The organism is Streptomyces sp. NPDC001348 (genome assembly GCF_053597535.1).
This window is the reverse complement of record NZ_JBSFIK010000024.1, coordinates 45,423-68,243: the sequence shown is the minus strand read 5'-3', so window position 1 is coordinate 68,243 and position 22,821 is coordinate 45,423. Positions and strand designations below refer to the sequence as shown.

Annotated in this window: 19 protein-coding genes; 9 read left to right on the top strand and 10 right to left on the bottom strand. The window is 72.9% G+C overall.

Annotation, left to right across the window (positions count from 1 at the left end; translation table 11 throughout):
* Positions 1-102: 102 nt before the first annotated feature.
* On the top strand, positions 103-2,742 hold the full coding sequence (locus ACWC21_RS24415; protein WP_450884934.1) for a glycosyl hydrolase: 2,640 nt from the start codon (positions 103-105) through the stop codon (positions 2,740-2,742).
* A 163-nt stretch (positions 2,743-2,905) separates the two neighbouring features.
* Complete coding sequence (locus ACWC21_RS24410) at positions 2,906-3,799, top strand: alpha/beta hydrolase (RefSeq protein ID WP_450884933.1); 894 nt, start codon at positions 2,906-2,908, stop codon at positions 3,797-3,799.
* 144 nt (positions 3,800-3,943) lie between these two features.
* Here the strand turns inward: ACWC21_RS24410 and ACWC21_RS24405 are convergent, their stop codons facing one another.
* The 4 genes from ACWC21_RS24405 to ACWC21_RS24390 form a co-directional block, all read right to left on the bottom strand.
* Positions 3,944-6,700, bottom strand: coding sequence for an alkaline phosphatase family protein (locus ACWC21_RS24405; RefSeq protein ID WP_450884932.1), 2,757 nt, complete (start codon positions 6,698-6,700; stop codon positions 3,944-3,946).
* Between the two features lie 44 nt (positions 6,701-6,744).
* Positions 6,745-8,094: an ABC transporter permease gene (locus ACWC21_RS24400; RefSeq protein ID WP_450884931.1), complete on the bottom strand. Its 1,350-nt coding sequence runs from the start codon at positions 8,092-8,094 to the stop codon at positions 6,745-6,747.
* Entirely contained in the window at positions 8,091-9,032 is a 942-nt protein-coding gene (locus ACWC21_RS24395) for an ABC transporter ATP-binding protein (RefSeq protein WP_450884930.1), read from the bottom strand. Before ACWC21_RS24395 ends, ACWC21_RS24400 begins: the two co-directional genes overlap by 4 nt.
* Positions 9,033-9,336: 304 nt before the next feature.
* The gene (locus ACWC21_RS24390; protein WP_450884929.1) at positions 9,337-10,032 is read right to left on the bottom strand and encodes an ANTAR domain-containing response regulator; all 696 of its coding nucleotides are present in this window, start codon (positions 10,030-10,032) and stop codon (positions 9,337-9,339) included.
* Between the two features lie 280 nt (positions 10,033-10,312).
* Here ACWC21_RS24390 and ACWC21_RS24385 point away from each other — a divergent pair, with 280 nt between their 5' ends.
* The 3 genes from ACWC21_RS24385 to ACWC21_RS24375 all read left to right on the top strand — a co-directional run bounded on the left by ACWC21_RS24385 (position 10,313) and on the right by ACWC21_RS24375 (position 12,680).
* Positions 10,313-10,675, top strand: coding sequence for an STAS domain-containing protein (locus ACWC21_RS24385; RefSeq protein WP_450884985.1), 363 nt, complete (start codon positions 10,313-10,315; stop codon positions 10,673-10,675).
* Positions 10,672-11,604 carry an anti-sigma factor RsbA family regulatory protein gene (locus ACWC21_RS24380; protein WP_450884928.1) on the top strand — a complete coding sequence of 311 codons (933 nt, stop codon included), beginning with the start codon at positions 10,672-10,674 and terminating at the stop codon, positions 11,602-11,604. The genes ACWC21_RS24385 and ACWC21_RS24380 overlap by 4 nt, the downstream gene beginning before the upstream one ends.
* A gap of 359 nt (positions 11,605-11,963) precedes the next feature.
* Positions 11,964-12,680 (top strand): hypothetical protein, encoded by a 717-nt coding sequence (locus ACWC21_RS24375; RefSeq protein WP_450884927.1) that lies wholly within the window; start codon positions 11,964-11,966, stop codon positions 12,678-12,680.
* 33 nt (positions 12,681-12,713) lie between these two features.
* Here the strand turns inward: ACWC21_RS24375 and ACWC21_RS24370 are convergent, their stop codons facing one another.
* The 5 genes from ACWC21_RS24370 to ACWC21_RS24350 all read right to left on the bottom strand — a co-directional run bounded on the left by ACWC21_RS24370 (position 12,714) and on the right by ACWC21_RS24350 (position 18,423).
* A complete protein-coding gene (locus ACWC21_RS24370) occupies positions 12,714-13,751 on the bottom strand; it encodes a rod shape-determining protein (protein ID WP_450884926.1) in 1,038 nt (345 codons plus the stop codon).
* Between the two features lie 303 nt (positions 13,752-14,054).
* A complete protein-coding gene (locus ACWC21_RS24365; protein ID WP_450884925.1) occupies positions 14,055-14,423 on the bottom strand; it encodes a CU044_2847 family protein in 369 nt (122 codons plus the stop codon).
* 71 nt (positions 14,424-14,494) lie between these two features.
* Positions 14,495-15,859: a carboxyl transferase domain-containing protein gene (locus ACWC21_RS24360; protein ID WP_450884924.1), complete on the bottom strand. Its 1,365-nt coding sequence runs from the start codon at positions 15,857-15,859 to the stop codon at positions 14,495-14,497.
* Positions 15,852-17,300, bottom strand: coding sequence for an acyl-CoA synthetase (locus ACWC21_RS24355; protein ID WP_450884923.1), 1,449 nt, complete (start codon positions 17,298-17,300; stop codon positions 15,852-15,854). The genes ACWC21_RS24360 and ACWC21_RS24355 overlap by 8 nt, the downstream gene beginning before the upstream one ends.
* Before the next feature lie 49 nt (positions 17,301-17,349).
* Positions 17,350-18,423, bottom strand: coding sequence for a MerR family transcriptional regulator (locus ACWC21_RS24350; protein ID WP_450884922.1), 1,074 nt, complete (start codon positions 18,421-18,423; stop codon positions 17,350-17,352).
* A 134-nt stretch (positions 18,424-18,557) separates the two neighbouring features.
* Between ACWC21_RS24350 and ACWC21_RS24345 the strand changes: the two genes are divergently transcribed.
* Positions 18,558-19,454, top strand: coding sequence for an ATP-grasp domain-containing protein (locus ACWC21_RS24345; protein ID WP_450884921.1), 897 nt, complete (start codon positions 18,558-18,560; stop codon positions 19,452-19,454).
* Between the two features lie 173 nt (positions 19,455-19,627).
* A complete protein-coding gene (locus ACWC21_RS24340; RefSeq protein ID WP_450884920.1) occupies positions 19,628-20,458 on the top strand; it encodes an oxidoreductase in 831 nt (276 codons plus the stop codon).
* Between the two features lie 5 nt (positions 20,459-20,463).
* On the opposite strand, the gene ACWC21_RS24335 is transcribed toward ACWC21_RS24340, so the two are convergent.
* On the bottom strand, positions 20,464-21,030 hold the full coding sequence (locus tag ACWC21_RS24335) for a hypothetical protein (protein ID WP_450884919.1): 567 nt from the start codon (positions 21,028-21,030) through the stop codon (positions 20,464-20,466).
* A 131-nt stretch (positions 21,031-21,161) separates the two neighbouring features.
* On the opposite strand from ACWC21_RS24335, the gene ACWC21_RS24330 reads away from it, so the two are divergent.
* Positions 21,162-21,935 (top strand): IclR family transcriptional regulator, encoded by a 774-nt coding sequence (locus ACWC21_RS24330; RefSeq protein WP_450884918.1) that lies wholly within the window; start codon positions 21,162-21,164, stop codon positions 21,933-21,935.
* Positions 21,932-22,777 (top strand): SMP-30/gluconolactonase/LRE family protein, encoded by an 846-nt coding sequence (locus ACWC21_RS24325; RefSeq protein WP_450884917.1) that lies wholly within the window; start codon positions 21,932-21,934, stop codon positions 22,775-22,777. The genes ACWC21_RS24330 and ACWC21_RS24325 overlap by 4 nt, the downstream gene beginning before the upstream one ends.
* Positions 22,778-22,821: the final 44 nt, after the last annotated feature.

Sequence of the window (22,821 nt, the reverse complement as noted above, 5' to 3'; positions counted from 1 at the left end):
TGACAGGTTCTGATCAAAGAATTCTCCAAGTGCCCAACGCCTCCTCCCACCCGTGGTCAGGTCTCTTCCGACGGTCTGTCGACGCCCGTTTGGGAGGACCTGGTGCCAGCACCGACCCGTAGAAGACGGTGGCTCACGATCTGCGCCACCACCGCATCCGCCGGACTTCTCGCGATACCCGCGAGCGCCGCGCCCGGCGGACACCACAGCCCCTTCGGGGTCCGTACGCTCGGACAACTGGCCGCCGAACGCGAGCGGTCGGTGGGAGCCATGAACCCTTCGGCGAAGGCGGAGGACGACGACGGCAACGAGGCCGACGAGATCGCCGAGGGCGCGGACCAGTACGCCGAGGCCCGCACCTCACCCGGCATCGTCGCACCGGGCGCGTACGGCGCCGCCTGGACGAGCCTGCGCAAACTGCCCGTCACCGGCGGCCGTTGGCGCGACATCACCGACCTGCCGTACAACTCCGACGACCCGCGCTACCGTGACGTCGACTCCAACTCCAGCGGCGGCTCGGGCAACGTCACCGGCCGCATGGCCGCGATGGCCGCCGACGACGACGGGTACGTGTACGCGGGCAGCGCGGGCGGCGGCGTGTGGCGTTCGCGCAGCGGCGGCGGGCACTGGCGGCCGATCAGCGACCGGTTGCCCTCGCAGTCCACCGGCGCGCTCGCGGTCGACCACGGCGGACGGCTGTGGCTGGGCACCGGCGAGGCCACCACCAACGCGGACGCCTACCTCGGCAGCGGCGTCTACGTCCTGTCCGACCCGCACCACGGCACGTTCTCCTCGCGCAGCCGGGTCGGCGGCGACGAACTGGAGTCCACCACCATCCACGAGCTGCGCTTCGGGGGCGGCAAGGTCTGGGCGGCGACCAGCGAGGGCGTGTGGAGCCACTCCACCAGGAAGCTCGGCGGTGCCTGGAAGCTGGAGTACGCGCCCAACCCCGACTACCTGCCGGGCGGTTCGAAGGCCGACGACCCCGACGCGGCGTACAAGAACATCGCCAACGACATCGCCGTCGACCCGAAGGACCCCTCGAAGGTGGTTCTCGCGGTCGGCTGGCGCAGCGGTGACGACTACAACGGCTTCTACACCAAGGTGAAGGGCGCCTGGACGCGGATCACCAGCGGCCTGGGCGACCTGCCGGCCGACGCGGACGACATCGGCGACGTCACCTTCGCCCGCTCCGCCGACGGCTCCCGCTACTACGCCATCGACCAGTCCCCGGAGCAGCTGAACACCAACCCGGACAGCGGTCTGGAGGGCATCTACGTCTCCAAGTCGGGCTCCCCGGCGGGCCCATGGACGAAGATCGCCGACTACAAGGGGCTGGCCGCCGACAACTCGGCACTGACCACCGCCGGTTACATGCCCGGCGTGCAGGCCTGGTACAACCAGTTCCTGGCCGTCGACCCGGCGAACGCGGAGCACGTGTACGCCGGCCTGGAGGAGGTCTACGAGACCAGGGACGGCGGCGGCACCTGGTCGACCGTCGGCCCGTACTGGAACTTCACCTTTCCCTGCTGGAGCATCGACCCGGCCAGGCAGACCGGCGCCTGCAGCCAGACGACGCACTCCGACCAGCACGGCGTCGCGATCGGCCGCTACCACGGCAAGAGCTACGTGTACGTGGGCAATGACGGCGGCGCCTACAGGCGTCCGGTCGACGGCGCCCAGGACTCCTCCGGCCACGCGACCGACTGGACGTCCCTGAACGACGGCACCATCGACACCCTGCAGTACTACTCCGTGGGCGTCGGCAAGGACCTCGAGCACGGCGGCGTCTCCGTCACCGGCGGCCTCCAGGACAACGGCCAGTCCATCCTGCGCGGCGACGACAAGGTCATGGGCTCGAACTTCGGCGGCGACGGCGGCGACACCCTCACCGACCCGGCCAACGGCTGCGACATCGCCCAGGAGTACGTCTACCTCGCCATCCAGGTGACCCAGAACTGTGCGGTCAACGACGGCAGCTGGTCCACCGACCCGAGCAAGGCCACGTCGTACAACGTCGCCCCGGCCGACAACGCCACCAGCGAGGCCCGCTTCATCGCCCCGCTCGCGGCCGACGCCAGGAACAGCTCGACCTGGATCGCGGGCGGCCGCCACATCTGGGTGCAGACCCACGGCTACGCCATCCGCAGCGGCGCCGAGTGGAAGAGCGTGTACGACCTCGGCTCCGGCCGTACCGCGACCGCCGTCGCGGCCTCGGGCGGCAAGGTGTACGCCGCCTGGTGCGGCCCCTGCAACAACCAGGGCTTCGCCCGGGGCATCTCCGTCGGCAACGCGGACGGCACCGGCTGGCACGACATCGCCCTGCCGGTGAACGGGACCGTGCCCAACCGCTACCTCAGCGGCTTCGCCGTCGACCCCGGGAACGCCGACCACGTCTTCCTCGCGGTCAACGGCTTCTCCCGGCACTGGACCGAGGGTCCCGGCGCCGGCGTCGGCCACGTCTTCGAGTCCACCGACGGCGGCACCACCTGGAAGGACGTCTCGGCGAACCTCCCCGACGTGCCGGCCGACTCGGCGGTCGTGATGCCGAACGGCGGCCTCGCCGTCGCCACCGACCTCGGCGTCGTCTACCGCGCCCCCGGCCGCACCAAGTGGCAGCGCGTCGGTTCCCTCCCGGCCGTCGCCGTGCTCCAGCTGAAGCTGAGTCCCGACGGCAGGACTCTGTACGCGGCGACGCACGGCCGCGGCATCTCCGCCATCAGGGTGCGCGACTGCGACTGACCCCGGCAGCGGTCCGCGGCGGTGATCCCGGTCTCCGGGGTCACCGCCGCGTGCACGGGGGGTGCGGACGAACCGGATCGGAGACGCCCATTGCATGTTGCCGGACGATCATCCATCATCAGGATTCCTGATACTTCAAAGTTGTAGTGACGGAGGGCGAGTCATGCCTTTCAGCTCAAGCATCCAGGCCATGGGCATCCAGCTGGTGCTCGGCCGCATGATGGCCCGCGTACACGAGGACCTGCGCTTCACCGACCTCCCGGGAAGCACCGAAACCCTGCGGGTGGAGACCGGTGCCGGACCCGTGACCTGCACCGTCTACCGCCCGTCGACGCCGGCCGGATCCCCTGCCCCCGTGTACGTCAACTTCCACGGCGGCGGTTTCGTGGTCGCCCGTCCCGAGCAGGACGACCACATCTGCCGCTACATCGCCGCCAAGGCCGGCTGCGTCGTCGTCAACGTGGACTACGCGGTCGCACCGCAGCGGCAGTTCCCCGTACCCGTGAACCAGGCGTACGACGTCACCGCCTGGGTCGCCGGGAACGGCGGCGCGGGCGACTGGGACGGTTCACGACTCGCCGTGGGCGGCCACAGCGCCGGAGCCAACCTGACCGCCGCGGTCTGCCGGCTGGCCCGGGACCGCGGCACCTTCTCGCCCCGGCTCCAGATCATCGACTCGGCACCCCTCGACCAGCTCGCCGACCCCGCCACGAAGCAGTCCCTCATCGCCAAGCCGCTGCTCAGCTCCCAGCTCATGCGGATCTTCACCGGCGCCTACGTCCCGGACCCGGCCGACCGCGCGCACCCGCTCGTCTCGCCCGGACTGGCCGACGACCTCGCCGGACTTCCCCCCGCCCTGGTCATCACCGCGGAGCACGACCGCCTGCGCGACGAGGGCGACGCCTACGCCAAGGCCCTGGACGCCGCCGGTGTCCCGGTCACCCACCGCGTCTTCGAGGGTGTCGACCACTACTTCACGCACACCGGCCCGGTGCCGGAGGCGAAGGAAGCCATCGACCTCATGGCCACCACCCTGCGGACCGCGCTCTGCGACTGACGAGGCGCTGCCAGTCCTCGCCGCCGAGGCCCGCTGACCGTCGGCTCCCGGCCGCGCAAGGCGGGCGGCACCCTGGAGCCCGTACGGGTGAGGGCCCCCGGCCGGCAGCGCTGCCGGCCGGGGGCCCTCGGGGGACCGGCTACGTCAGCCGTCGTTCTCCGGCGACGGGATGAAGGCGCCGGGCACGTCGTTCGGCGCGTAGATCCGGCTGTCGCCGGGGTACGGCTTGGCCCAGTCGTGCGTCTCGTACCACGTGAGGCGGTTCATCTGCTCCGGGTTCGCGAAGTCCGGCACCGCCTTGGAGCCGGTCAGCCGCTGGTGCGACTCCCACGTCCTCCACTGCGCCGCGACCTTCCGCTCGGCCGCCGGCACCGTCACGGACCTCGGGGCGGGCGCCGCCTTGGCGTCCTGCGGTGCCGGGGTGTCCGAGCCGCAGGAGGGCTGGGTGCTCAGGCCGAGGGTCAGCGAGGTCCGGTTGGGCTGCGCCGTGAACGGCGTGTAGTCCGGCCTCGGAGTGAAGGCCCCGAACATCGGGGTGGCCGCGCTGTCCATCTGGTTCATCGGGTGGATCCCGAGGATCTGCTCGATGGTGCGGATCATCGTGATCTGCGAGTAGTAGTGGCTGTCGACGGTGCCGCGCCGGGCGTAGGGGCTGATGATCTGGACCGGGGCACGGTGGCCGTCGACGTGGTCGAGGCCGGCCTGGGAGTCGTCCTCGACGATGAAGATCGCCGAGTCCTTCCAGTACTTGCTGTGCGTGATCGCGTCGACCGTCCTGCCGACCGCGAGGTCGTTGTCCGCGACCTCGGCGGCCGGGCTCGCCGGGCCACCGGTGTGGTCGTTGGAGAACCAGAACATGTTCAGGTTCGCCGGTCCGTTCTTCTCGAAGTCCTGCTTCCAGATCTGTTCCTTGTAGACGTCCGGGACGCTGAGGTCGAACATCGGGAAGCCGGGCACGGACACCTTGTTCAGCGACGGGATCGCCGAGCCCGTCTGGATGGGGTACTGGGTCTGCTGCCCGGTCGCCTCCATGTTCTTGGCGTCGCAGTACAGGTTCTGCCAGGTCGCGTCGGCCGGCTTGCTCTCGATCGACTGGAACTCGCCGTAGTCCTTGACGGACTTGCCGGCCGCCTGCGCACCGGTCCAGATGAAGCCGGTCTTCTGGTGGCCGAGGACGTCGTCCTCGGTGTCGTAGCTGCGCGTGTACTCGCCGGCCGACGACTCGGTGTACTCCGGGTTGTCGGACTGCATCAGCCAGTTGTGGCCCTCGGCGGAGTTCGTGCCGACGTCGTAGAAGTTGTCGTACAGCCCGAACTGCTGGGCCAGCGCGTGCTGGTTCGGCGTCACGTTCTCACCGAACTGGGTGACCGACGGGTCGCCGTTGCCCTTCGGGATGTCGCCGAAGACCTGGTCGTAGGTCCGGTTCTCCTTGACGAGCAGGAAGACGTGCTTGATCGTCGAAGGGTCGCCGAGCCGCAGCGGAACCGGCAGCGGCCTGGCGTGGCTGTGGCCCTTGGCCGAGTTGACCGAGCCCGGGGTCCAGCCGTTCTGCCGGAAGACCTTGACGGTCTCGGACCTGGTGACGCTGTCGTCCGGCAGCGTGAACTGCGTCAGGCTGGACGTCGTGTCGTGGGTGCCGTGCCCGGCGTTGGTGGTGGGCCGGCGGGCGTCGATACCACGGGTGTTGGAGACGACCACCTTCTTGCCGACGGTGGTGATCTCCGAGGGGAAGTAGTCCGTCGGGAGGAGGCCGACGAAACCCGCGGGCTGCTGCGGGGAGTTGTAGCGGTAGACGGCGACCGCGTTGGCGCGGCCGAGCGTCACCAGCAGGTGGCCGTCGTCGGTGAGCGTCACCGCGTTGGGCTCGTAACCGACCTTCGCCTCCGGCCAGGGCTGGGTGGCGATGGTCTGTACGACCTTGTCCTTGGCGGCGTCGATGACCGACACGCTGTTGTCGGCGGTGTTGGTGACGAACACCGCGCCCTTCTTCGCGTACACCGCGGTCGGGTGCAGACCGACGTCGATGCTGCCGACGGCCGCCGACGGGTCCGCCAGGCTGATGACGCTGACCGTGCCGGTGGTGGCGGCGCCGGTGTCCGGGTCGGCCGGCACCTGGGTGCCGTAGGAGTTCATCGTGGTGTCGCCGGCCGCGGCCGGACGCCCGCCCTCGTTGCTGACGTAGAGCTTGTCGCCGACCACGGCGAGGCCACGGGGGGCGTTGCCGACGGACCAGCTCTGCTTGACGGCCCCGGTCGCCGCGTCGATGGCGACGACCCGGTTCTGGCCGTTGACCGCGGAGTACACGGTGGAGCCGTCGGCCGAGAACACCGCCGCGCCCACCAGCGCGTGCTTGGAGCCGTCGGCCGGGATGGAGACGGCCGTCGGGTTGGCGAGGGTGCCGTCGGCGTTCACGGTGAACTTGGTGTAGCCGTCGCTCTGGCCCAGCCACAGCTGCTTGCCGTCGGGCGAGTACGTCGGCCCCTCCTGGCCGACGGCGGCGCTGCCGATGCGCAGGTCGTCCGCCTTGTTGGTGCCGACCTTCTGCTTCACCTGCCCGGTCCCCAGGTCCATGACGACCAGCGACGCGTCGCCGTCGGCGACCGAGGCCGCGAGGTGGGTGCCGTCCGGGCTGACCGAGGACGACATGATCTTGCCGTCGTTGATGACGGTGCGGTCGCCGTACGGGTTGATGTACTGGTCGGCGGCGACGACCTGACCGTCCTTGGTGACCTGGCCGACCTGCTGGGTGCCGAACCGGTACGTCGAGGCGACGGCGGTGCCCGTGACACCGAGAGCGACCGCGATGCCCGCCGTCACCAGCAAGGTCCGGCGCCCGACGCGTCTGCCGAGAAGGCTGATCTGCTCCTTCTCGCTGCTCCGACGCTGCCGTGTTACCTGCATGGAACTGTCCCTTCGGGGGAGGGGAGGAGGTCGGGGGGTGGGGATCAGGGGGTGGCGGTGAGTTCGACGTCGCCGTCGAACTGCCAGAGGGGGTTCGGTGCGTCCCCGGCGGAAGTCCGCACCAGGAAGTAGCCGTTCACTTCCTTCGGCCCGTCGCCGTCGGCCATGTACCGCCCGTCGGCGGTGATGTCGAGCTGGTAGACGGCCTGCCCCGTGACCTGGACGCCGGGCAGGTGCCAGGAGACGACGCAGCGCCAGTCGTTGCCCGGCCCCTCGGCGGCGAGCAGGCCGGCACCTTTGTCGCACGCCGCACTGGCCCGCAGCCGCGCCTCCGTGACGTCGGGGCGGTGGAGCTGCTCGGTCTGCAGGCGGTACAGGTGGGCGAACACCGTGGCGACCGAACGCTGCACCTTCTCCTGCTGGATTCCGGAACCCACGGACGGGGTCGCCACGGTGACGGCCGCGACCGAGACGGCGACCAGCCCGGCCAGCGGCAGCAGCCCGGTGGTGACCGCCCGGCGCCCGGAGCCGTCGTAGGCCAGGCCGGTGAAGTCGCGCCGCAGGAAGATCAGGCAGGCCAGCGAGGTCGCGAGCACGGCCCACGCCAGACTGACAACAATGCCGACGAGAAGCGGGCCCAGCTGCGCGGGGCTCGTGAACAGGCCGTTCCAGGCGATGAAGGCGTAGCTGGGCAGGGCGAGGCGTACGGCGACGGGCAGCGGCAGCATCTGGGCGAGCTGCATCGCCAGCGCGACGAGCGCGGGCAGCAGCAGACCCATCGGGGACCGCCCCAGCGCCACCGACCCGAGCAGGCCGATCGCAGCGAGGGCCAGCGTCGGGGCGAGCACGCAGACCCAGGCGAGCAGGACCTTGCCGGCGGCGTCCGACGGCGCCAGCAGGTGGCCGTCGAGGCCGACCAGCGGCCGGTCGCCGACCGCCAGCAGCCCGCCGACCGTGCTGGAACAGGCCAGTCCGGCCACGAGCAGCAGGACGACCGAGAGGCCGGCCAGCGACTTGGCCAGAAAGATCCGCCGAGGTGAGCGAACCGCCACGAGCAGATGGCGCCAGGTCCCGAGCCGGTCCTCGGAGGCGAACACATCACCCGCGACCACCGAGGTCAGCAGCGGCAGCGCCCAGGTGCCCGCGAAACCGAGCATCACCAGCGGCCCGGCCCACCCCGTGGCGTGCATCCAGCGGCCGAAGAGGGTGTCGGAGGGGAGAGTGCTCTGCCGGCTCACCGCGGCGACGAAGAGCGCCGGCGCGATCCAGCAGGCGAGGACCAGCAGGCGGATCCGCCATTGGGAGACGAGTTTGACCACCTCGAAGCGGTAGCTGCGCCGCACCGTGACCCGACTGGCGCCGGTCGTGCGGTCGTTGACCGTGGTCACGGTCATCTGCCGTCCTCCTGCTGCTCGGTGAGGGCGAGGAACGCGGCCTCGAGCGGTGACACGACGGGGGTGAGTTCGCGCACCGCGATGCCCGCGTGCACGAGCCCCGCCACCAGTTCGTCGAGGGCGGGAACCAGCGCGCGCACGACGAGCCGCTGGGCATCCTGCCGTGCGCCGGCGTCGTCGACGAGGCGGATCCCGGCCGTGTCGGCGACCACCCGGCGGGCGGCCCCCGGGTCGGACGTCACCAACCGGTAGTCCAGTTCACGGTTCTCGGCGGCCAGCTTGCCGGGCGGGCCGGAGAAGACGACCCGTCCGCCGGCGAGGACGGTGACCTCGGAGCACAGAGCCTCGAGGTCGTCCATGCGGTGGCTCGACAGCACCACGCAGGCTCCGTCCGCCGCGAGCCGGGTGAGCACACCGTGCACGTGTTTCTTGCCGGCCGGGTCGAGGCCGTTGGCGGGTTCGTCGAGGATGAGCAGCCGCGGTCGGGTGAGCAGCGCGGCGGCGAGCCCGAGCCGCTGACGCATGCCGAGGGAGAACCCGCGGGTCCGGTCGTCCGCGACATCGGTGAGCCCGACCTCGGCCAGCACATCGTCGATCCCCGCCGTACGCACGTCACTTCCGCGGAGCGCCGCCAGCGCGGCGAGGTTCTGCCGGGCGGTGAGCGAGGGATAGAGTCCGGGCCCGTCCACGAAGCCGGCGACACCGTCGGGAGCGGCGAGCGCCCGCCCGACCGGCGTCCCCAGGATCTCGAGGCGGCCGCCGTCGGCGACGGCCAGACCCAGCAGAATACCGAGCAGGGTCGTCTTGCCCGCTCCGTTCGGGCCGACCAGACCGTGGATCTGCCCCTGCGTCACATCCAGGTCGATGCCGTCGAGCGCGACGACGTCGCCGAAACACTTGGTGATCCCGCGAGCCCGGATTGCGAGGAGTTCGTCCATGAGTCCCTTCTTCCGCAACGGTGAAGGAACTTAGGCTCGACACACGGCACGGGCGGGTGCGGCCGGTTGAACGTCCATGGAACGGATCGTCAAGGCATGGGCAAGTCCGTGCGTGCGGACCGGTCGGCACGTAGCCGGGCCCGGGGCCGAGGACGGGCGGGTGGGGACGCATCACCCGCGCCCGGGGCCCGCCGCGGCTCAGGCTCGCCGACCGGTCACCAAAACGGCCCGGACCTGGCGAGCCCGAACGGCCGGCCGGTGTCCGGCGTCATGGCCGCCCCGCGGTGGAAGCGGCCGCGCGCGGTCACGCGTGGGCGGCCCCCGCGGACCGACGGGCGACCGCCGTGCGCAGGGCGTCGCGCAGCTGCTCCGGGAGCGGTGGGCCGCCGGCCGTGGCGGCGGCGGTGACCGCCGCCGCCACGCTGTGCAGCTTGGTGTTGGAGCGCTGGGAGGTCTCCCGCAGGATGTCCCACGCCTGGTCGGACGTGCAGCCGTGGGTGGCCATGAGGATGCCCCGGGCCTGGTCGATCACCGGGCGGGAGACGATCGCCCGGCGCAACTGGCCTATCTCCTCCTGCAGGACGCGCAGCTTCTCCGCGCGCTCCAGCGCCACCGCGGACGGAACGGGCGCGGGGGCGGGCGGCTCGGGAGACCGGCCGTGCAGCGGGTCGGTGGCGTCCAGGCCCGCCAGCTCCAGGATCCGGCGCGGCTGGTCGTTCCAGGCGGTGGCCGAGACCGCGATGCCGTGGTAACGGCCGTACGCGCTCAGCAGGTCCAGGAACTCCAGCCCCGCCGTGTCCATGAAGTCCACGCCCGACATGTCCAGCCCGACCCGGCCGACGCCCTCCGGCAGGGCCGCGAGCGTCTTGGCGAGGGTGTCCGCGCAGCCGTGGACGAGCTCGCCACGGGCCCTGAGCAGCGCTCGGTCCGCCTCCACCAGGGAATCGATGACCAGGGTGTTCAACCGACCGGAAAGAGGTGCGTGTCGCACTGAGGTCATGTCTCCGCCTTGTTGGTCCCCGACAGTGTCCGCGCGGGTGCGCGCGCGTGCGCCGCGAGTGCACCGCGTAGAGCCGCCGGGTTCCGGCACGGACGCGTGAAGTCCGCGGGGTCCCGGCACGGCTCGCCGTTCGCCTGCCCGCCGCTCCCCGGCGTACACCCCGTACCGGACGGGAAAACCGGACGGAACGGGGAATTCCCGGTGGCCCGCGGGACCGGACGGGCGTCGACGGCGCATACTGGGCACCCGTGGTACTTGGCACCGAGGAGGCGGCGTGAGCATCCCCGAGCCCGCGCGGCACGCCCCGCCGGGCACCGCGTCGGCGGCGAAGGCGCCGCAGCTGCTCCTGCGTCCGTTGCCCGGGCGCAGCGGTGTACAGGTGGCGGGGGAGGTCAGCCTGGCCACCCGCGGGATCTGGGAAGGCGCGCTGGAGCAGGCGGTTCGCGAGGACGAGGACGTGTACTACTTGGAGCTCTCCGCCGTGACGTTCGTCGACGTCGCGGGTGTCGACGCACTCGCCGGCGCCGCACAGCGGCTCCGCGGCGGTCGGCTGATCGTCGTCGACCGGCCGCCGCCCGCCGTGCCGCGCCTGCTGGCACTGTTCTGGCCCGGCCTCCGGACGATCGAGGTGTCGAAGTCATGACCGCCGTGGCCGAACCCTTCGCGCACCCCGCGCTGTTCTACTCGGACGAGCAGGAGTACCTCGCCGGCACCGTGCCGTTCGTCCGGGACGCGCTCGCCGCCGGGGAACCGGTCGCGGTGGCCGTCCCCGGCGAGAACCTGCGGCTAATCCAGGACGAGTTGGGCGCCGACGGCATGTCCGTGCGCTTCGTGGACATGCGTGAGGCCGGGCGCAACCCCGGCCGCATCATCCCCGGCGTGCTGCGGGCCTTCGCCGACGCCCAGCCGCCCGGCCGGCGGGTGCGGATCATCGGCGAGCCGATCTGGGCGGGCCGCAGCGCCGCCGAGTACCCCGCCTGCGTCCAGCACGAGGCACTGATCAACGCGGCGTTCCGGGGCCGCGAGGTCACCATCCTGTGCCCGTACGACGCCGCGCGCCTCGACGAACAGGTGCTCACCGACGCGTACGCCACCCACCCGACCGTCATCCCGGCCGGTGCCACTCACGGGCAGGACAGCGTCGCGTACGCCCCCGAAGCCGTCGCCGCCCGCTACAACGAGCCGCTGCCGGCCGCCCCCGACGGACTGTCCTTCGACTTCCGGGCGGAGACCCTGTCCGAGGCCCGGCACACCGCGACCGCGGAGGGCGCCCGGCTCGGCCTCACCGGACTGCGCCTGGAGGACCTGGCGCTGATCACGGCCGAGCTGACCACCAACAGTGTGGTCCACGGCGGTGGCTGGGGCCGCCTGAGGGTGTGGGCCGAGGACGGGTACGTGGTCTGCGAGGTCCGCGACAAGGGACGGCTGACCGACCCGATGGCCGGCCGCCGGCCCGCGAGCCGCGACCAGCGCGGCGGCCGCGGACTGCTGCTGGTCAACCTCCTCTCCGACCTGGTACGGCTGCACACGGGCGACGACGGGACCACGGTCCGCTGCCATCTGGCCCGGTGAGCGGACCCCGTCGGCTGGATCAGGCCGACCGGAGACCGTGGCCGCCGCCCTCGGCGCATGATTTCAGCCGGGTTCCGCCGGGCTCCTGCTACCGATGGTGGTAGCGCGTCTACAGTGCTGCCGTGGTCGCCCAAGAGGTCCGGACCAGGCCGAAACGGATACACGCGACCATGCACGGGGGAGACAGGGCTTCACGCGGCATCAACAGGCGCCTCCCCCTGACCTGGAAATGGGGGAATCCACGTCCACCCGAAGAATGCGGGAACGACGGGCTACGCACAGGTCATGGGCCAGGCTCTGGCCGACATCGGATACAAGGGCAGCTAGTGCGGTCCCTGCACGGGCGTGGTCGGGTGGTCGTGGCACGGCTGGAGCGTGCCGCGACCACCGGCTGTCTGACCTTCCTGGTCGTGCTGATCGTCGTGCTCGGCACCGTACTCGGCGCGTTCTGGTACCGGTCATGGCACACCGACAAGGTCGACGCCGAGCGCCGGCAGCAGGCTCTGCCGGCGCTCGACGGCCGGCTCCGCCGAACGGAGAACGAGACCGTACGTGCTCTCCGCGATGAGGGCTCGGCCGATCCGGACGCTCTCACAGCTGTGATCCACCAGCACACCGGCGCTCCCGTGATCTCCTACGACGCGTCCCGTCGCGCGTTCAGGGCCCGTGTGGTCGAACGGCTGGCGTACGAGTCCAGGACGCTCTTCGGCAGCAGCCAGGACGTGATCGACAGATGCCTCGAATTCACCTACGCCCCGGCGAAAGGCCACGCCTGGACGTCGACGGTGTCCGTCCTGAAGTACGACACCTGCGGCCCGTCCCTCTCGATCGGCAGCGGCGCCGGGCTGGCCGGCCGGCGTGTCGCCGCCTTGGACGCGTCGGAGCTGAACCGTTCCGGAGTGCGGAGGGCTCTCGCGCCCTACCGGCGGTTCCTCGAGGTCAGCGCCGTCACGAGGACCGGCGGCACGGTGCGGGTGTCGGTCGTGGTGTCGGAACAGAGCACCCGGCAGTGTTACCGGATCACGCGTAAGCGTTCTCAGGTCTTGTCCGTGCCCGCACAAAGCTGCCAGGGCTGAGACGACCTCCTCGCCCGTGCTCGCCCAAGGCGTTCAGGCGGCCAGCGGATCCAGCACCAGCGGGTCGATCCTGCCGTCCAGCATGGCGCCGAGGCCCTCGATGGCGCACACGTCGGGCCGTTCCGCGATGTGCACCGGCATGCCGGTCGCCCGGATCAGCATCTGGTCGAAGCCGGGGAGCAGCGCGGAGCCCCCGACCAGCGTGATCCCGCGGTCGGCCAGGTCCGCGACGAGATCGGGCGGGCAGTCCCGCAGCACCTTGCCGATGCCGTCCAGCACGGCGGTCAGCGGCGTCCGGATGGCGTTACGCACGGCGGCGGTGCTGACCCGCACACTGCGGGCGAGGCCGGTGACCACGTCCCGTCCGTGGATCTCGGTGGTCTGCGGGGCCTGCGAGGAGAGCCCGGTGCCGGACAGGGCAAGCTGCAGCGGCCGTACGGACTGGCTGGGCAGCATCAGCTCGTGCTCGTGCCGCAGCAGGTGCACGATCGCGCGGTCGACGGCCTCGCCGCCCACCGGGATCCGCTCGGCGGTGACGATCGACCCCAGGGAGAGGACGGCGACCTGGGTCGCCGCGGCCCCGCACACCATGATCATGGTGGCCTCGGGCCGCTCCACCGGCAGCCCGCACCCCACCGCCGCGGCGATGAGCGTGTCGACCAGCTCGACACGCCGGGCGCCGAGCCCGACCAGCGTCTCGACCGTGGCCCGCTGGGCCAGCGGATCGGCGTCGTGCGGGGTGCAGGCCGCCGCGCGCAGCCGGGGCCTGCGGCGCAGGCTGCGCCGCGTCTTGTCGCCCAGCAGATGACGCAGCATGCGCTGGGCCATCTCGATGTCGACGACCGTGCCGCCGGAGACCGGCCGTACGACGCGGATGTAACCGGGGGTCCGTCCCGTCATCCGCGCGGCGAACTCACCCACCGCGATCAGCCCTCCGGTGCGGACGTTCACGGCGGCCACGGACGGCTCGTCGACGACGATCCCCGCCCCCCTGACGTACACACGGGTCCGGGCCGCCCCCAGGTCGACGGCGAAGTGACAGCGGCGCAGCTGCTCCAGACTGACGGTCATGGCAGATCCTCCGAGTGCGCGGACCATGGGGCCGGGGCGCCGGCGGACGACAGCCCTCCCGTGCATGGTGCGCGCGGCGCCGGGCCGGGCGCCCCTTGTGGGGGGCCGGGCGGGGTGCGGCCGAACGGGTGCTCGTCCGGCCGTCCCGGCGTGTCGCGGGTGACAGTGGCGGCCGGCACACGACCCGGCCCAGCGGACGCGGAGCAGCCGGCGGTGGTCGGCCGGGCGCCCCGGAGCAGGCCGACGCCGCCCGCGGCGGTCGGAGGCGGTCCGTGGGGCAGCGGGCCTGCCGGGCGGCGCCGCTCATGACCGAGCGGCGGGCTCCTCTCCGGCCGTCGTCGGGGTGGCCGCCGCAGGCCCCGACGCCCAGCTCAGCCGGACCACCAGTTGCCCCTCCGCCGCACCCTTGGCGATCACCGCACCGGCCTCCGCGCTCAGCTTCACCCCGAACTCCAGCTCCACGGAGTCGGGCCGCAGCGCGCCGTCCCGGAAGACCCGGAGCGCGGACTGGGCCGCCGAGCGGACACCGTCGAGCGCGGTCTCGAAGGTGCCGGTGACCCGCTCCGCGGGCCCCTCGCCGCGCGACACGAGACGGGAGCCGCCCGTGCCGTCCGCCGTCTCCACGACGACGATCGCGCCGTCCTCGGTCGTGAACTCCACCAGCCTGCTCATGGCGCTGCCCCCCGTGACGCACGCTCCTCGACGGACTCCATTGTCGGCCGGGAGCCGCGTCGCGCAAGGGTTCACCGGTGGTCCACCACGCCCCGGACCACCCCCAGCTCCACCAGGTCCTGCGGCCGGACGCGCAGTTGCTCGGTCGTCGCCTCGACCTCCTCCGGCGGGCGCTTGAGGATCGCCGCCGCGAGCTCGGGGGCGATGACGGAGAAGTAACTGTCCGGCGTGGCCCAGGTGTTGCCGGGCGCGGCCAGCGCGAGCGCGCCCCCCGAACCGCCCTCGCCCACGACCAGGGTGGTGACCGGCGTGCGGGCGGCGGCCACCGCGCCGAACAGGTCCGCGATCGCCGCGCCCGCGCCCTGCCGCTCCGCGTCGGCGTCGTTCGCCGCACCCGGCGTGTCCACCAGCGTCAGCACCGGGATGCCCAGCCGGTCCGCCAGCCGTATGAGCCGGGCCGCCGTGCGGTATCCGGCGGGCCGGGTGGCCGTCCCGGTCTGCGCGGCGTAGGCGACGGTACGTCCGTCCCGCTCGCCGAAGCCGCACAGCATCCCGTCGGGGTCGCTGCCGCCGCAGCGGTCACCGCTGATCGCCGCCCGGCGGGTGAAGTAGGCGTCCAGGTAGGCCTCGGCGCGGGGCCGTTCGGCGGCGCGGGCCCGCTGGACGGCGGCCCAGCCGGTGCGCGGGCACTCCGTGGCGCCGAGGGCCCGGGGGACGGGAGCGGGCTCGGCACCGACCGCGGCGCCGGCCCCCGCCGTGCCGCCACTCAGCAGCCGCAGCCACAGCCCGAGCACCTCCCGCAGCCGGGCCGCGGGCACCACCTCGTCCGCCGCGCCCGCCGCCACCTGGGCCTCGGCCGTGTACGCGGCCGGGTCGGCCCCGGCCGGGCGGACACGGGAGCCGGCGAAGCCGACCTGGGCGCCGGGCAGCGCCAGGACCACGTCGGCGCCCGCGCCGAGCGTGGCCCAGCCGCCGCCCGTGGTCGGGTCCCGCAGCACCGCTATCTGCGGCAGGCCCGCCTCCCGGGTGAGCACGGACTGGCGGGCCACCCGCTGGAGTTGGGTGAGGGCGAGCATGCCCTCCTGCATCCGGCTGCCGCCCGTCGCGACCAGCGGCACCACCGGTAGCCGCCGCTCACGGGCGTGGGCGTAGGCCGCCTCCAGCCGGTCACCGGTGCGTTCGCCCAGCGAGCCGCCGAGGAAGCCGAACTCGAAAGCGATCAGCACGGCCGGGGTGCCCTCGACGCACGCGGTGCCGCAGACCACGGACTCCCGCTCCCCGGTGCGTTCGGCGGCACGGGCGCGCGAGGCGTCGTAGCCCTGCCAGGACAGCGGGCCGTCCGGCTTGGAATCCCGTAGGGGGGAGGGGAGTTCGGTGAAGGTGCCGGGGTCGGTGACCAGGTCGAGCGTCGCCCGTGCCGAAAGACGCTCAGGCATCGCCCAGCGCCCGCTTCATGATCTTCCCCATGTCGTTGCGCGGGAGGGCGTCCAGGTGGCGGACCACCCGGGGCCGCTTGTGCGGGGCCAGACGCCTGGCCACATGGTCGGCCAACTCCTGCGTGGACGGCGGACGCCCGGGGTCGGCCGGGACGATCCACGCCACGATCCGCTCGCCGAGGTCCGCGTCCGGCTCCCCGGTGACCGCCGCCTCGCGCACCCCCGGATGCTCCAGGAGGGCGTTCTCGATCTCCCCGGCCCCGATCTTGTAGCCGCCGCTCTTGATCAGGTCGGTGGCCTTGCGGCCGACGATCCGCACGTACCCGTCCGCCTCGCGCACCGCCATGTCACCGGTACGGAACCAGCCGTCGGCGGTGAACGCGGCGGCGGTGGCGTCCGGCCGGTTGAGGTACTCGGTGAACAGGTTCGGGCCGCGCACCTGGATCTCGCCGACGGTCTCCCCGTCGTACGCCGTCACCTCCGTGCCGTCCTCCTCCACCAGCCGCAGCTCCACGCCCGGCAGCGGCACGCCGACCGTCCCGGCCCGCGGCTCCCCGTCGGCCCGCACGCTGGTGTTCATCAGGGTCTCGGTCATGCCGTACCGCTCGATCACCCGCCGCCCGGTCGCGGTGTGGATCCGCTCGTGGTCGTGCACCGGCAGCGCCGCCGAGCCCGAGACCAGCAGCCGGGCCCGGCCCAGCGCCTCGGCCAGCTCCGGGTCGGCCGGGAGCGCCTCGGCGATCCGGTGGTACATGGTCGGCACCCCGAACAGCATGGTGGCGCCCTCGTTCAGTTCCCGGGTCACGCCCTCGGTGGTGAACCGGCCCAGGTGCCGCACCGAGCCGCCGCGCCGGAGCGGGCCGAGAATTCCCAGAACCAGCCCGTGCACGTGGAACAGCGGCAGCCCGTGCACCAGCACGTCGTCCCCGGTCCACCGCCAGGCGTCGGCCAGCGCGTCCAGGGTGGTGGCGAGGGCCCGGCGGGGGAGGACCGCGCCCTTGGGCGGGCCGGTGGTGCCGGAGGTGTACACGATCAGCGCCGGGTCGCCCTCCGCGGCGCGGTCCTCGGGGACGGCCCCGGCGCCGTGCACGTCGATGTCCACCCGTTCCAAGCCGGCCGCGACGGAAGGCAGTTCCGCGCCCGGCGCGGCCAGGACGAGCGCGGGCGCGCTGTCGGAGAGGATGTGCGCGAGCTCCTTCTCGCCCGACTTCGGGTTCAGCGGTACCGCGGCCGCCCCGGCGAGCAGCACGCCCACCACCCCCACCGCCGTCTCCAGCTCCGGCGTCGCCCAGACCGCGACCCGGCGACCCGCGCCCCGGACCCGCCCGGCCACGGCTCCCGCCGCGGCGCCCAGTTCCCCGTACGTCAACGACCGGTCACCGAACCTCAGGGCGACACGCTCGCCGGAACCGGCCGCCAGGGCCGGAAAGAGGGAGGACACGCGGGGCACTCCTTAACTGTCGGGGGCATACGGCACCAACGCCCCCTTCCTACACCAGGCTCCTCGCCCCCGCCTCGACCAGGTCGGCCACCACACAGCTCACGTTGTCCGGACCGCCGGCGGCGTTCGCCGCGTCGACCAGGGCGTGCACGGCGGCGTCCGGGTCCGGGCCGGCGGTCAGCAGACGCCGGATGTCCTCCTCCGGTACGACCCGGGACAGGCCGTCGGAGCACAGCAGGTACCGGTCGCCGGGCCGGACGTCGTGCAGCCGCAGGTCCGGGGCCGTGGACGGGTCGCCCGTCAGGGCCTTGAGGAGCAGGGTGCGCTGCGGGTGGCTGACGGCCTCCGCGGGGGTCAGCCGGCCCTCGTCGATCAGCGACTGCACCACGCTGTGGTCATGGGTGATGCGGAAGAGCTCCCCGGCCCGCAGCACATAGGCGCGGGAGTCGCCGATGTGCACCAGGGCCAGCCGGGACCCCGTCCACAACAGCGCCGTGAGGGTCGTACCGACGTCCTCGCCGAGGTCCCGGATCACCCGGCTCGCGCCCTGCACGGCGTCCTCCAGCAGGTTCAGCACCCCGCCCGCCGACAGGTCCTCGCCCTCCAGGGACCTCAGCGCCTCCACGGCGGCACCGCTCGCGGGCCCGCCCGCCGGACCGAAACCGTCGGCCACGGCGAGCAGCCGGCGTCCCGCGTACACGGTGTCCTGGTTGGCGGGCCGTACGTGCCCGGTGTCCGTGCGGGCGCTGTAGCGCAGTTCCAGCATGGCTGTGTCCTCCCTCGGCTTACCCGGATCCGCCGACAGGTGGTCGACGAGGAACGCGGCGAGGTCCCGCCGTACCGCCGTCTCCGCCTCGACCCGCGCCCAGTAGGCGCGGATCTCCGCGGCCGCCTCCTCCGGCGGCAGCGCGCACACCTCACGGATCCCGGCCAGCGGCATCCCGAGCCGCCGCAGCCAGGCGACGAGCCGCGCCCGCTCCAACTGGCCGAGCGCGTAGTAGCGGTAGCCGGTGCCCGGGTCGACCCGTGCGGGCCGCAGCAGCTCCAGCTCGTCGTACAGCCGCAGCGCCTTGGGCGACAGCCGGGACGCCCTGGCGAAGGCGCCGATCGTCAGCATCTCCATGTGCACCTCGAACTCCTCCGGTTCCGCCCCCGATGCTGGGGCTTCACCGAAGGGGAAGGTCAACGGCCTGTCTCGGTTGCGGCGAAGATTGTTAGCCTGCGGGAGCCGCCCCCTCCGCCCCGAAGGAGCCCACCGTGCCCCGCATCGCACTCGCCACCTACGACCCCGGAGCGGGGCCCAGCAAGGACCGTGATCTGCCGGGGCTGGTGGGGGCCCTGCGCGCGGCCGGGGCCGACGCGGTCGCCGCCCCCTGGGACGACCCCGGCACGGACTGGGGCGGCTTCGACCTGGTGGTCATACGGTCGACCTGGGACTACAGCTGGCGGGCCGAGGAGTTCGTGGCCTGGGCCGAACGGTGCGCGAAGGCGACCCGCGTGGCCAATCCGGTCCCCGTCGTGCGCTGGAACGCCGACAAGCGCTACCTCGGCGACCTCGCGGCGGCGGGTGTGCCCGTGGTCCCCACCCGGTACCTCGCACCCGGCGACGAGGCCGGCCCGGACGCCCTGCCCGGCGACCACGACTTCGTCGTGAAGCCGACCTTCGGCGCGGGCGCCCGGTTCGCCGCGCGGTACACGCCCGCGGAGCGGGAGACGGCCGTACGGCAGCTGGCGCGGATGCACAAGGAGGGGCTGACCGCGATGGTGCAGCCGTACCTGACCCACATCGACGTCAGCGGCGAGCGCGCGCTGCAGTTCTTCGGCGGCCGGCTGCTGCACGCCAGCCGCAAGCGGGCGGTGCTGGCCCCCGGCACGGCCTACGACGCGGACAAGGTGGCCCACCCCGACCTGGAACCCTGGACCCCGACCCCGGCCGAACTCGCCGTCGCCGAACAGGCGTTGGCCGCCGTACCGGACGCACCCGAGCTGCTGTACGCCCGGGTGGACCTGGCCGACGGAGCGGACGGGAGGCCCCGGGTGATGGAACTGGAACTGGTGGAGCCGAACCTGTTCCTCTTCCTGCATCCGGGATCCGTGCCGAGGGTGGCCGAGGCGATCCTGGCGGCGGCCGAGGGGAGCGCCCTACCGTCCTAGTCCGCGACCAGGGCCTCGTGCGTCTCCTCCACGCCGGCGATCTCGGCCCGGACGGCGAGCGGATGGGTGTCGGGCAGGGCGAGCAGACAGGGCTCCTCGGCGACCACCGTCCAGCTGGCAGGCTGGACCGTGTCAGCGAGGAAGCGGACCTACGAGACCTACGGGGAGTCGTCGTGAACAAGGTATGGCTGGTGACCGGGGCGAGCAGCGGGTTCGGGCGGGCGATCGCCGAGGCGGCGGTCGCCGCCGGTGACGTGGTGGTCGGCGCGGTCCGCCGCCCGGAGGCGCTGGACGACCTGGTGGCCGCTCACCCGGACCAGGTGGAGGCGCTGCGCCTGGACGTGACCGAGCCGGCCGCGGCCGAGACGGCCGTACGGGACGTGCTGGCGCGGCACGGGCGGATCGACGTACTGGTCAACAACGCGGGCCGCACCCATGTCGGGGCGGTCGAGGAGACCACCGACCAGGAGCTGCGCGACCTGTTCGACCTGCATGTCTTCGGCCCGGCGGCCCTGGTGCGGGCGGTGCTGCCGCACATGCGGGAGCGGCGCTCGGGCGCGATCGTGCAGATGAGCAGCATGGGCGGCCAGATGTCCTTCGCGGGCTTCGGGGCGTACAGCGGAACCAAGTTCGCGTTGGAGGGCATGTCCGAGGCGCTCGCGGACGAGGTGCGGGAGTTCGGCATCAAGGTGCTGATCGTGGAGCCGGGAGCGTTCCGGACCTCGCTGTTCGGCACCGGACGGGCCGGGGTCAGCGCGGACAGCGGGGTGTACGCCGGGGTGAGCGAGACCCGCGCTGCCGTCGCCGGCGGTGACGGTGCGCAGCCCGGCGACCCGGCCAAGGCGGCGGCCGTCGTCCTCGCCGCGCTGGAGGCCGAGCGGACCCCCCTCCGGCTGCCGCTCGGCGAGGACGCGGTGAACGCCGTCCTCGGCCACCTGGAGCAGGTCCGCGAGGACGTCACCGGCTGGGAGAAGCCGGCCAGGGCGACGGCGTTCGACGCCTGACCCGCTCAGCCGTTCCCGTCGGCCACGGCCGTCCGCTGCAGCAGCCCCCACGTGAACTCGGCGACCACCTCGTGCCGTACGCCCCGCGCGTCGGGGGCGGTGAAGGCCAGGCCCCAGCGGGTGGGGGCGGTGCCCTCCAGGGGGCGGGCGGGGGCGAAGGCGCGGGCGGCCTCGTCGACCGTGCAGGACCAGGGGACGAGGTCCTCGACGGTCCGCAGGGCGGGGCCCTCCGCGCCGGGGGCGCGTACCAGCCACTCGTTCCAGACGGCGCCCTCGGGCGAGACCAGCACCTCGAAGCGCAGATCCGGCCAGAGGGGAAGCGGCCACTGCCAGACCCGGCACTCCAGGTCGCCGAGGGGGCGCTTGCCCTCCTGCTCCGGGGGACCGAGGACGGAGCGATAACGGGAGGCCGCCGAGCGGGACCGGGGCGAGCGGACCATCGCCTGCCAGCGCTTGTTGGTCTCCCGCATCCGCGCGACCGAGACGCCCAGCTCCCGGCGGGCTTCCTCCACCAGGTCCGGATTGTGGTCGGCCATGCGGCGCAGCAGCACCAGCTGGAAGTCGAGATCCATGGCCCCATGGTGCCCCCCGCGGTTCCCGGCCATTGCCCAGGCACCGCCCCATGGCTAGCCTGTGTTCGTCATGCCGATCGTCTGTTGAAATCTCGAACGCAGACGCTGAGACCCAAGGGAGGGGGCCGGACATGGGGCGCCTCGTACCTGCCGTGACCCGGGCTCTCGACATTCTCGAGCTCTTCCTCGACGGAGACGGGACGCTCTCCGCCCCCGACATCGTGCGCAGGCTCCAGCTGCCGCGCACCACCGTGCACGAGCTGGTGACCACGCTCGCCGCCCGGCAGTACATCGTTCCCGTGACCGGGCAGCCCGGACGCTACCGGCTCGGCGTACGTCCGTACCAGCTCGGCAGCCGGTACGCCGAGCAGCTCGACCTCGCCGCCGAGGGGCAGCAGGTGGCCCGCTCGATCGCCGAGACCTGCGACGAGACCGTGCACGTGGCGATCCTCGAGAACACCGACGTCATCTACATCGCCAAGGTCGACTCCACGCACGCGGTGCGCATGGTGTCGGCGGCCGGCCGCCGGCTTCCCGCCCACTGCACCTCGGTCGGCAAGATGCTGCTGGCCTCGCTGACCGAGACGGAACTGGCCGCGCGTATCCCGGACGGCAGCGAGCTGCCCGGGATGACCCCCAACAGCATCACCGATCCGGGCGCCCTGCGCGAGGCCCTGGCCGAGATCCGGCAGCGGGGGATCGCGGTGGAGAACCGCGAGTCCAACCCGGACGTGTCCTGTGTGGCCGCTCCGGTGCGCGACCGCACCGGCCGGGTGGTGGCCGCCATGTCCATCTCCGTGCCCATGATCCGCTGGAGCGAGGACCGCCGGAGCGAGCTCGAGCAGCTCGCGGCGAAGGGCGCGGCGGAGCTGTCGGAGCGGCTCGGACACCGGAGCGTGGCATGACCGGGTACGAGGTCGCGATACGGGCCGGGGCGGAACTCGGGGAGGGGCCGACGTGGGACCCGGCCGCCGGCCGGCTGATCTGGATCGACATCCTGCAGTCCCGCGTCCACACCTACGACCCGTCGTCCGGCCGGCGCACGGTCCGTACGGCACCGCAGCACGTGGGCGCGGTCAAGCCCCGGGCGGGCGGCGGTCTGGTCCTCAATCTCCGGGACGGCGTGGGCCTGCTGGACCCGGACGACACCTTCCGCTGGCTGCACCACGAGCCGGTCCCGGGCCGGCGGGCGAACGACGCGGCGGTGGCGCCCGACGGTTCCCTCTGGGCGGGGACCATGCGTTACGACGAGGCGGCCGGCGGCGGCACGCTGGCCCGGGTCACCGGGGACGGCGGTGTGACGACGGTGCTCCCGGACGTCGCCGTGAGCAACGGAACGGGGTGGAGTCCGGACGGCCGCCTCATGTACTACATCGACTCTCCCACGCGGCGGGTGGACGTCTTCGACTTCGACGGCGAGCGGGTGTCCGGGCGGCGGCCGCTCGTGGAGATCGAGGAGGGCGCCGGATTCCCCGACGGGCTCACGGTGGACGCCGACGGGTGCGTGTGGGTGGCGCTGTGGGACGGCGGGGCGGTACGGCGGTACACACCCGGTGGTGAACTGGACCGGGTGATCCGGGTACCGGCACCGCGGACGACCGCGTGTGCCTTCGGCGGCGCCGACCTGACCGACCTGTACATCACGACTGCCCGCACGGGGCTGGCGGCGCCGCATCCGCTGTCCGGGTCGGTGCTGGTGGTACCCGGGGCGGGGAAGGGGCTGCCGCAGCCGGCGTTCGCCGGCTGAGCCGGGTGACCTCCGGGGAGGGGCGGGCGGGCCGGTGACCGCAC

Bases quoted from the DNA above. Each gene is read 5' to 3' on its own strand.
- ACWC21_RS24335 (WP_450884919.1), bottom strand. From the start codon at position 21,030: ATGGATCTCGACTTCCAGCTGGTGCTGCTGCGCCGCATGGCCGACCAC.
- ACWC21_RS24330 (WP_450884918.1), top strand. From the start codon at position 21,162: ATGGGGCGCCTCGTACCTGCCGTGACCCGGGCTCTCGACATTCTCGAG.
- ACWC21_RS24350 (WP_450884922.1), bottom strand. From the start codon at position 18,423: ATGGAGATGCTGACGATCGGCGCCTTCGCCAGGGCGTCCCGGCTGTCG.
- ACWC21_RS24365 (WP_450884925.1), bottom strand. From the start codon at position 14,423: ATGAGCAGGCTGGTGGAGTTCACGACCGAGGACGGCGCGATCGTCGTC.
- ACWC21_RS24400 (WP_450884931.1), bottom strand. From the start codon at position 8,094: ATGACCGTGACCACGGTCAACGACCGCACGACCGGCGCCAGTCGGGTC.
- ACWC21_RS24325 (WP_450884917.1), top strand. From the start codon at position 21,932: ATGACCGGGTACGAGGTCGCGATACGGGCCGGGGCGGAACTCGGGGAG.
- ACWC21_RS24380 (WP_450884928.1), top strand. From the start codon at position 10,672: ATGACCGCCGTGGCCGAACCCTTCGCGCACCCCGCGCTGTTCTACTCG.
- ACWC21_RS24370 (WP_450884926.1), bottom strand. From the start codon at position 13,751: ATGACCGTCAGTCTGGAGCAGCTGCGCCGCTGTCACTTCGCCGTCGAC.
- ACWC21_RS24360 (WP_450884924.1), bottom strand. From the start codon at position 15,859: ATGCCTGAGCGTCTTTCGGCACGGGCGACGCTCGACCTGGTCACCGAC.
- ACWC21_RS24410 (WP_450884933.1), top strand. From the start codon at position 2,906: ATGCCTTTCAGCTCAAGCATCCAGGCCATGGGCATCCAGCTGGTGCTC.
- ACWC21_RS24405 (WP_450884932.1), bottom strand. From the start codon at position 6,700: ATGCAGGTAACACGGCAGCGTCGGAGCAGCGAGAAGGAGCAGATCAGC.
- ACWC21_RS24390 (WP_450884929.1), bottom strand. From the start codon at position 10,032: ATGACCTCAGTGCGACACGCACCTCTTTCCGGTCGGTTGAACACCCTG.
- ACWC21_RS24395 (WP_450884930.1), bottom strand. From the start codon at position 9,032: ATGGACGAACTCCTCGCAATCCGGGCTCGCGGGATCACCAAGTGTTTC.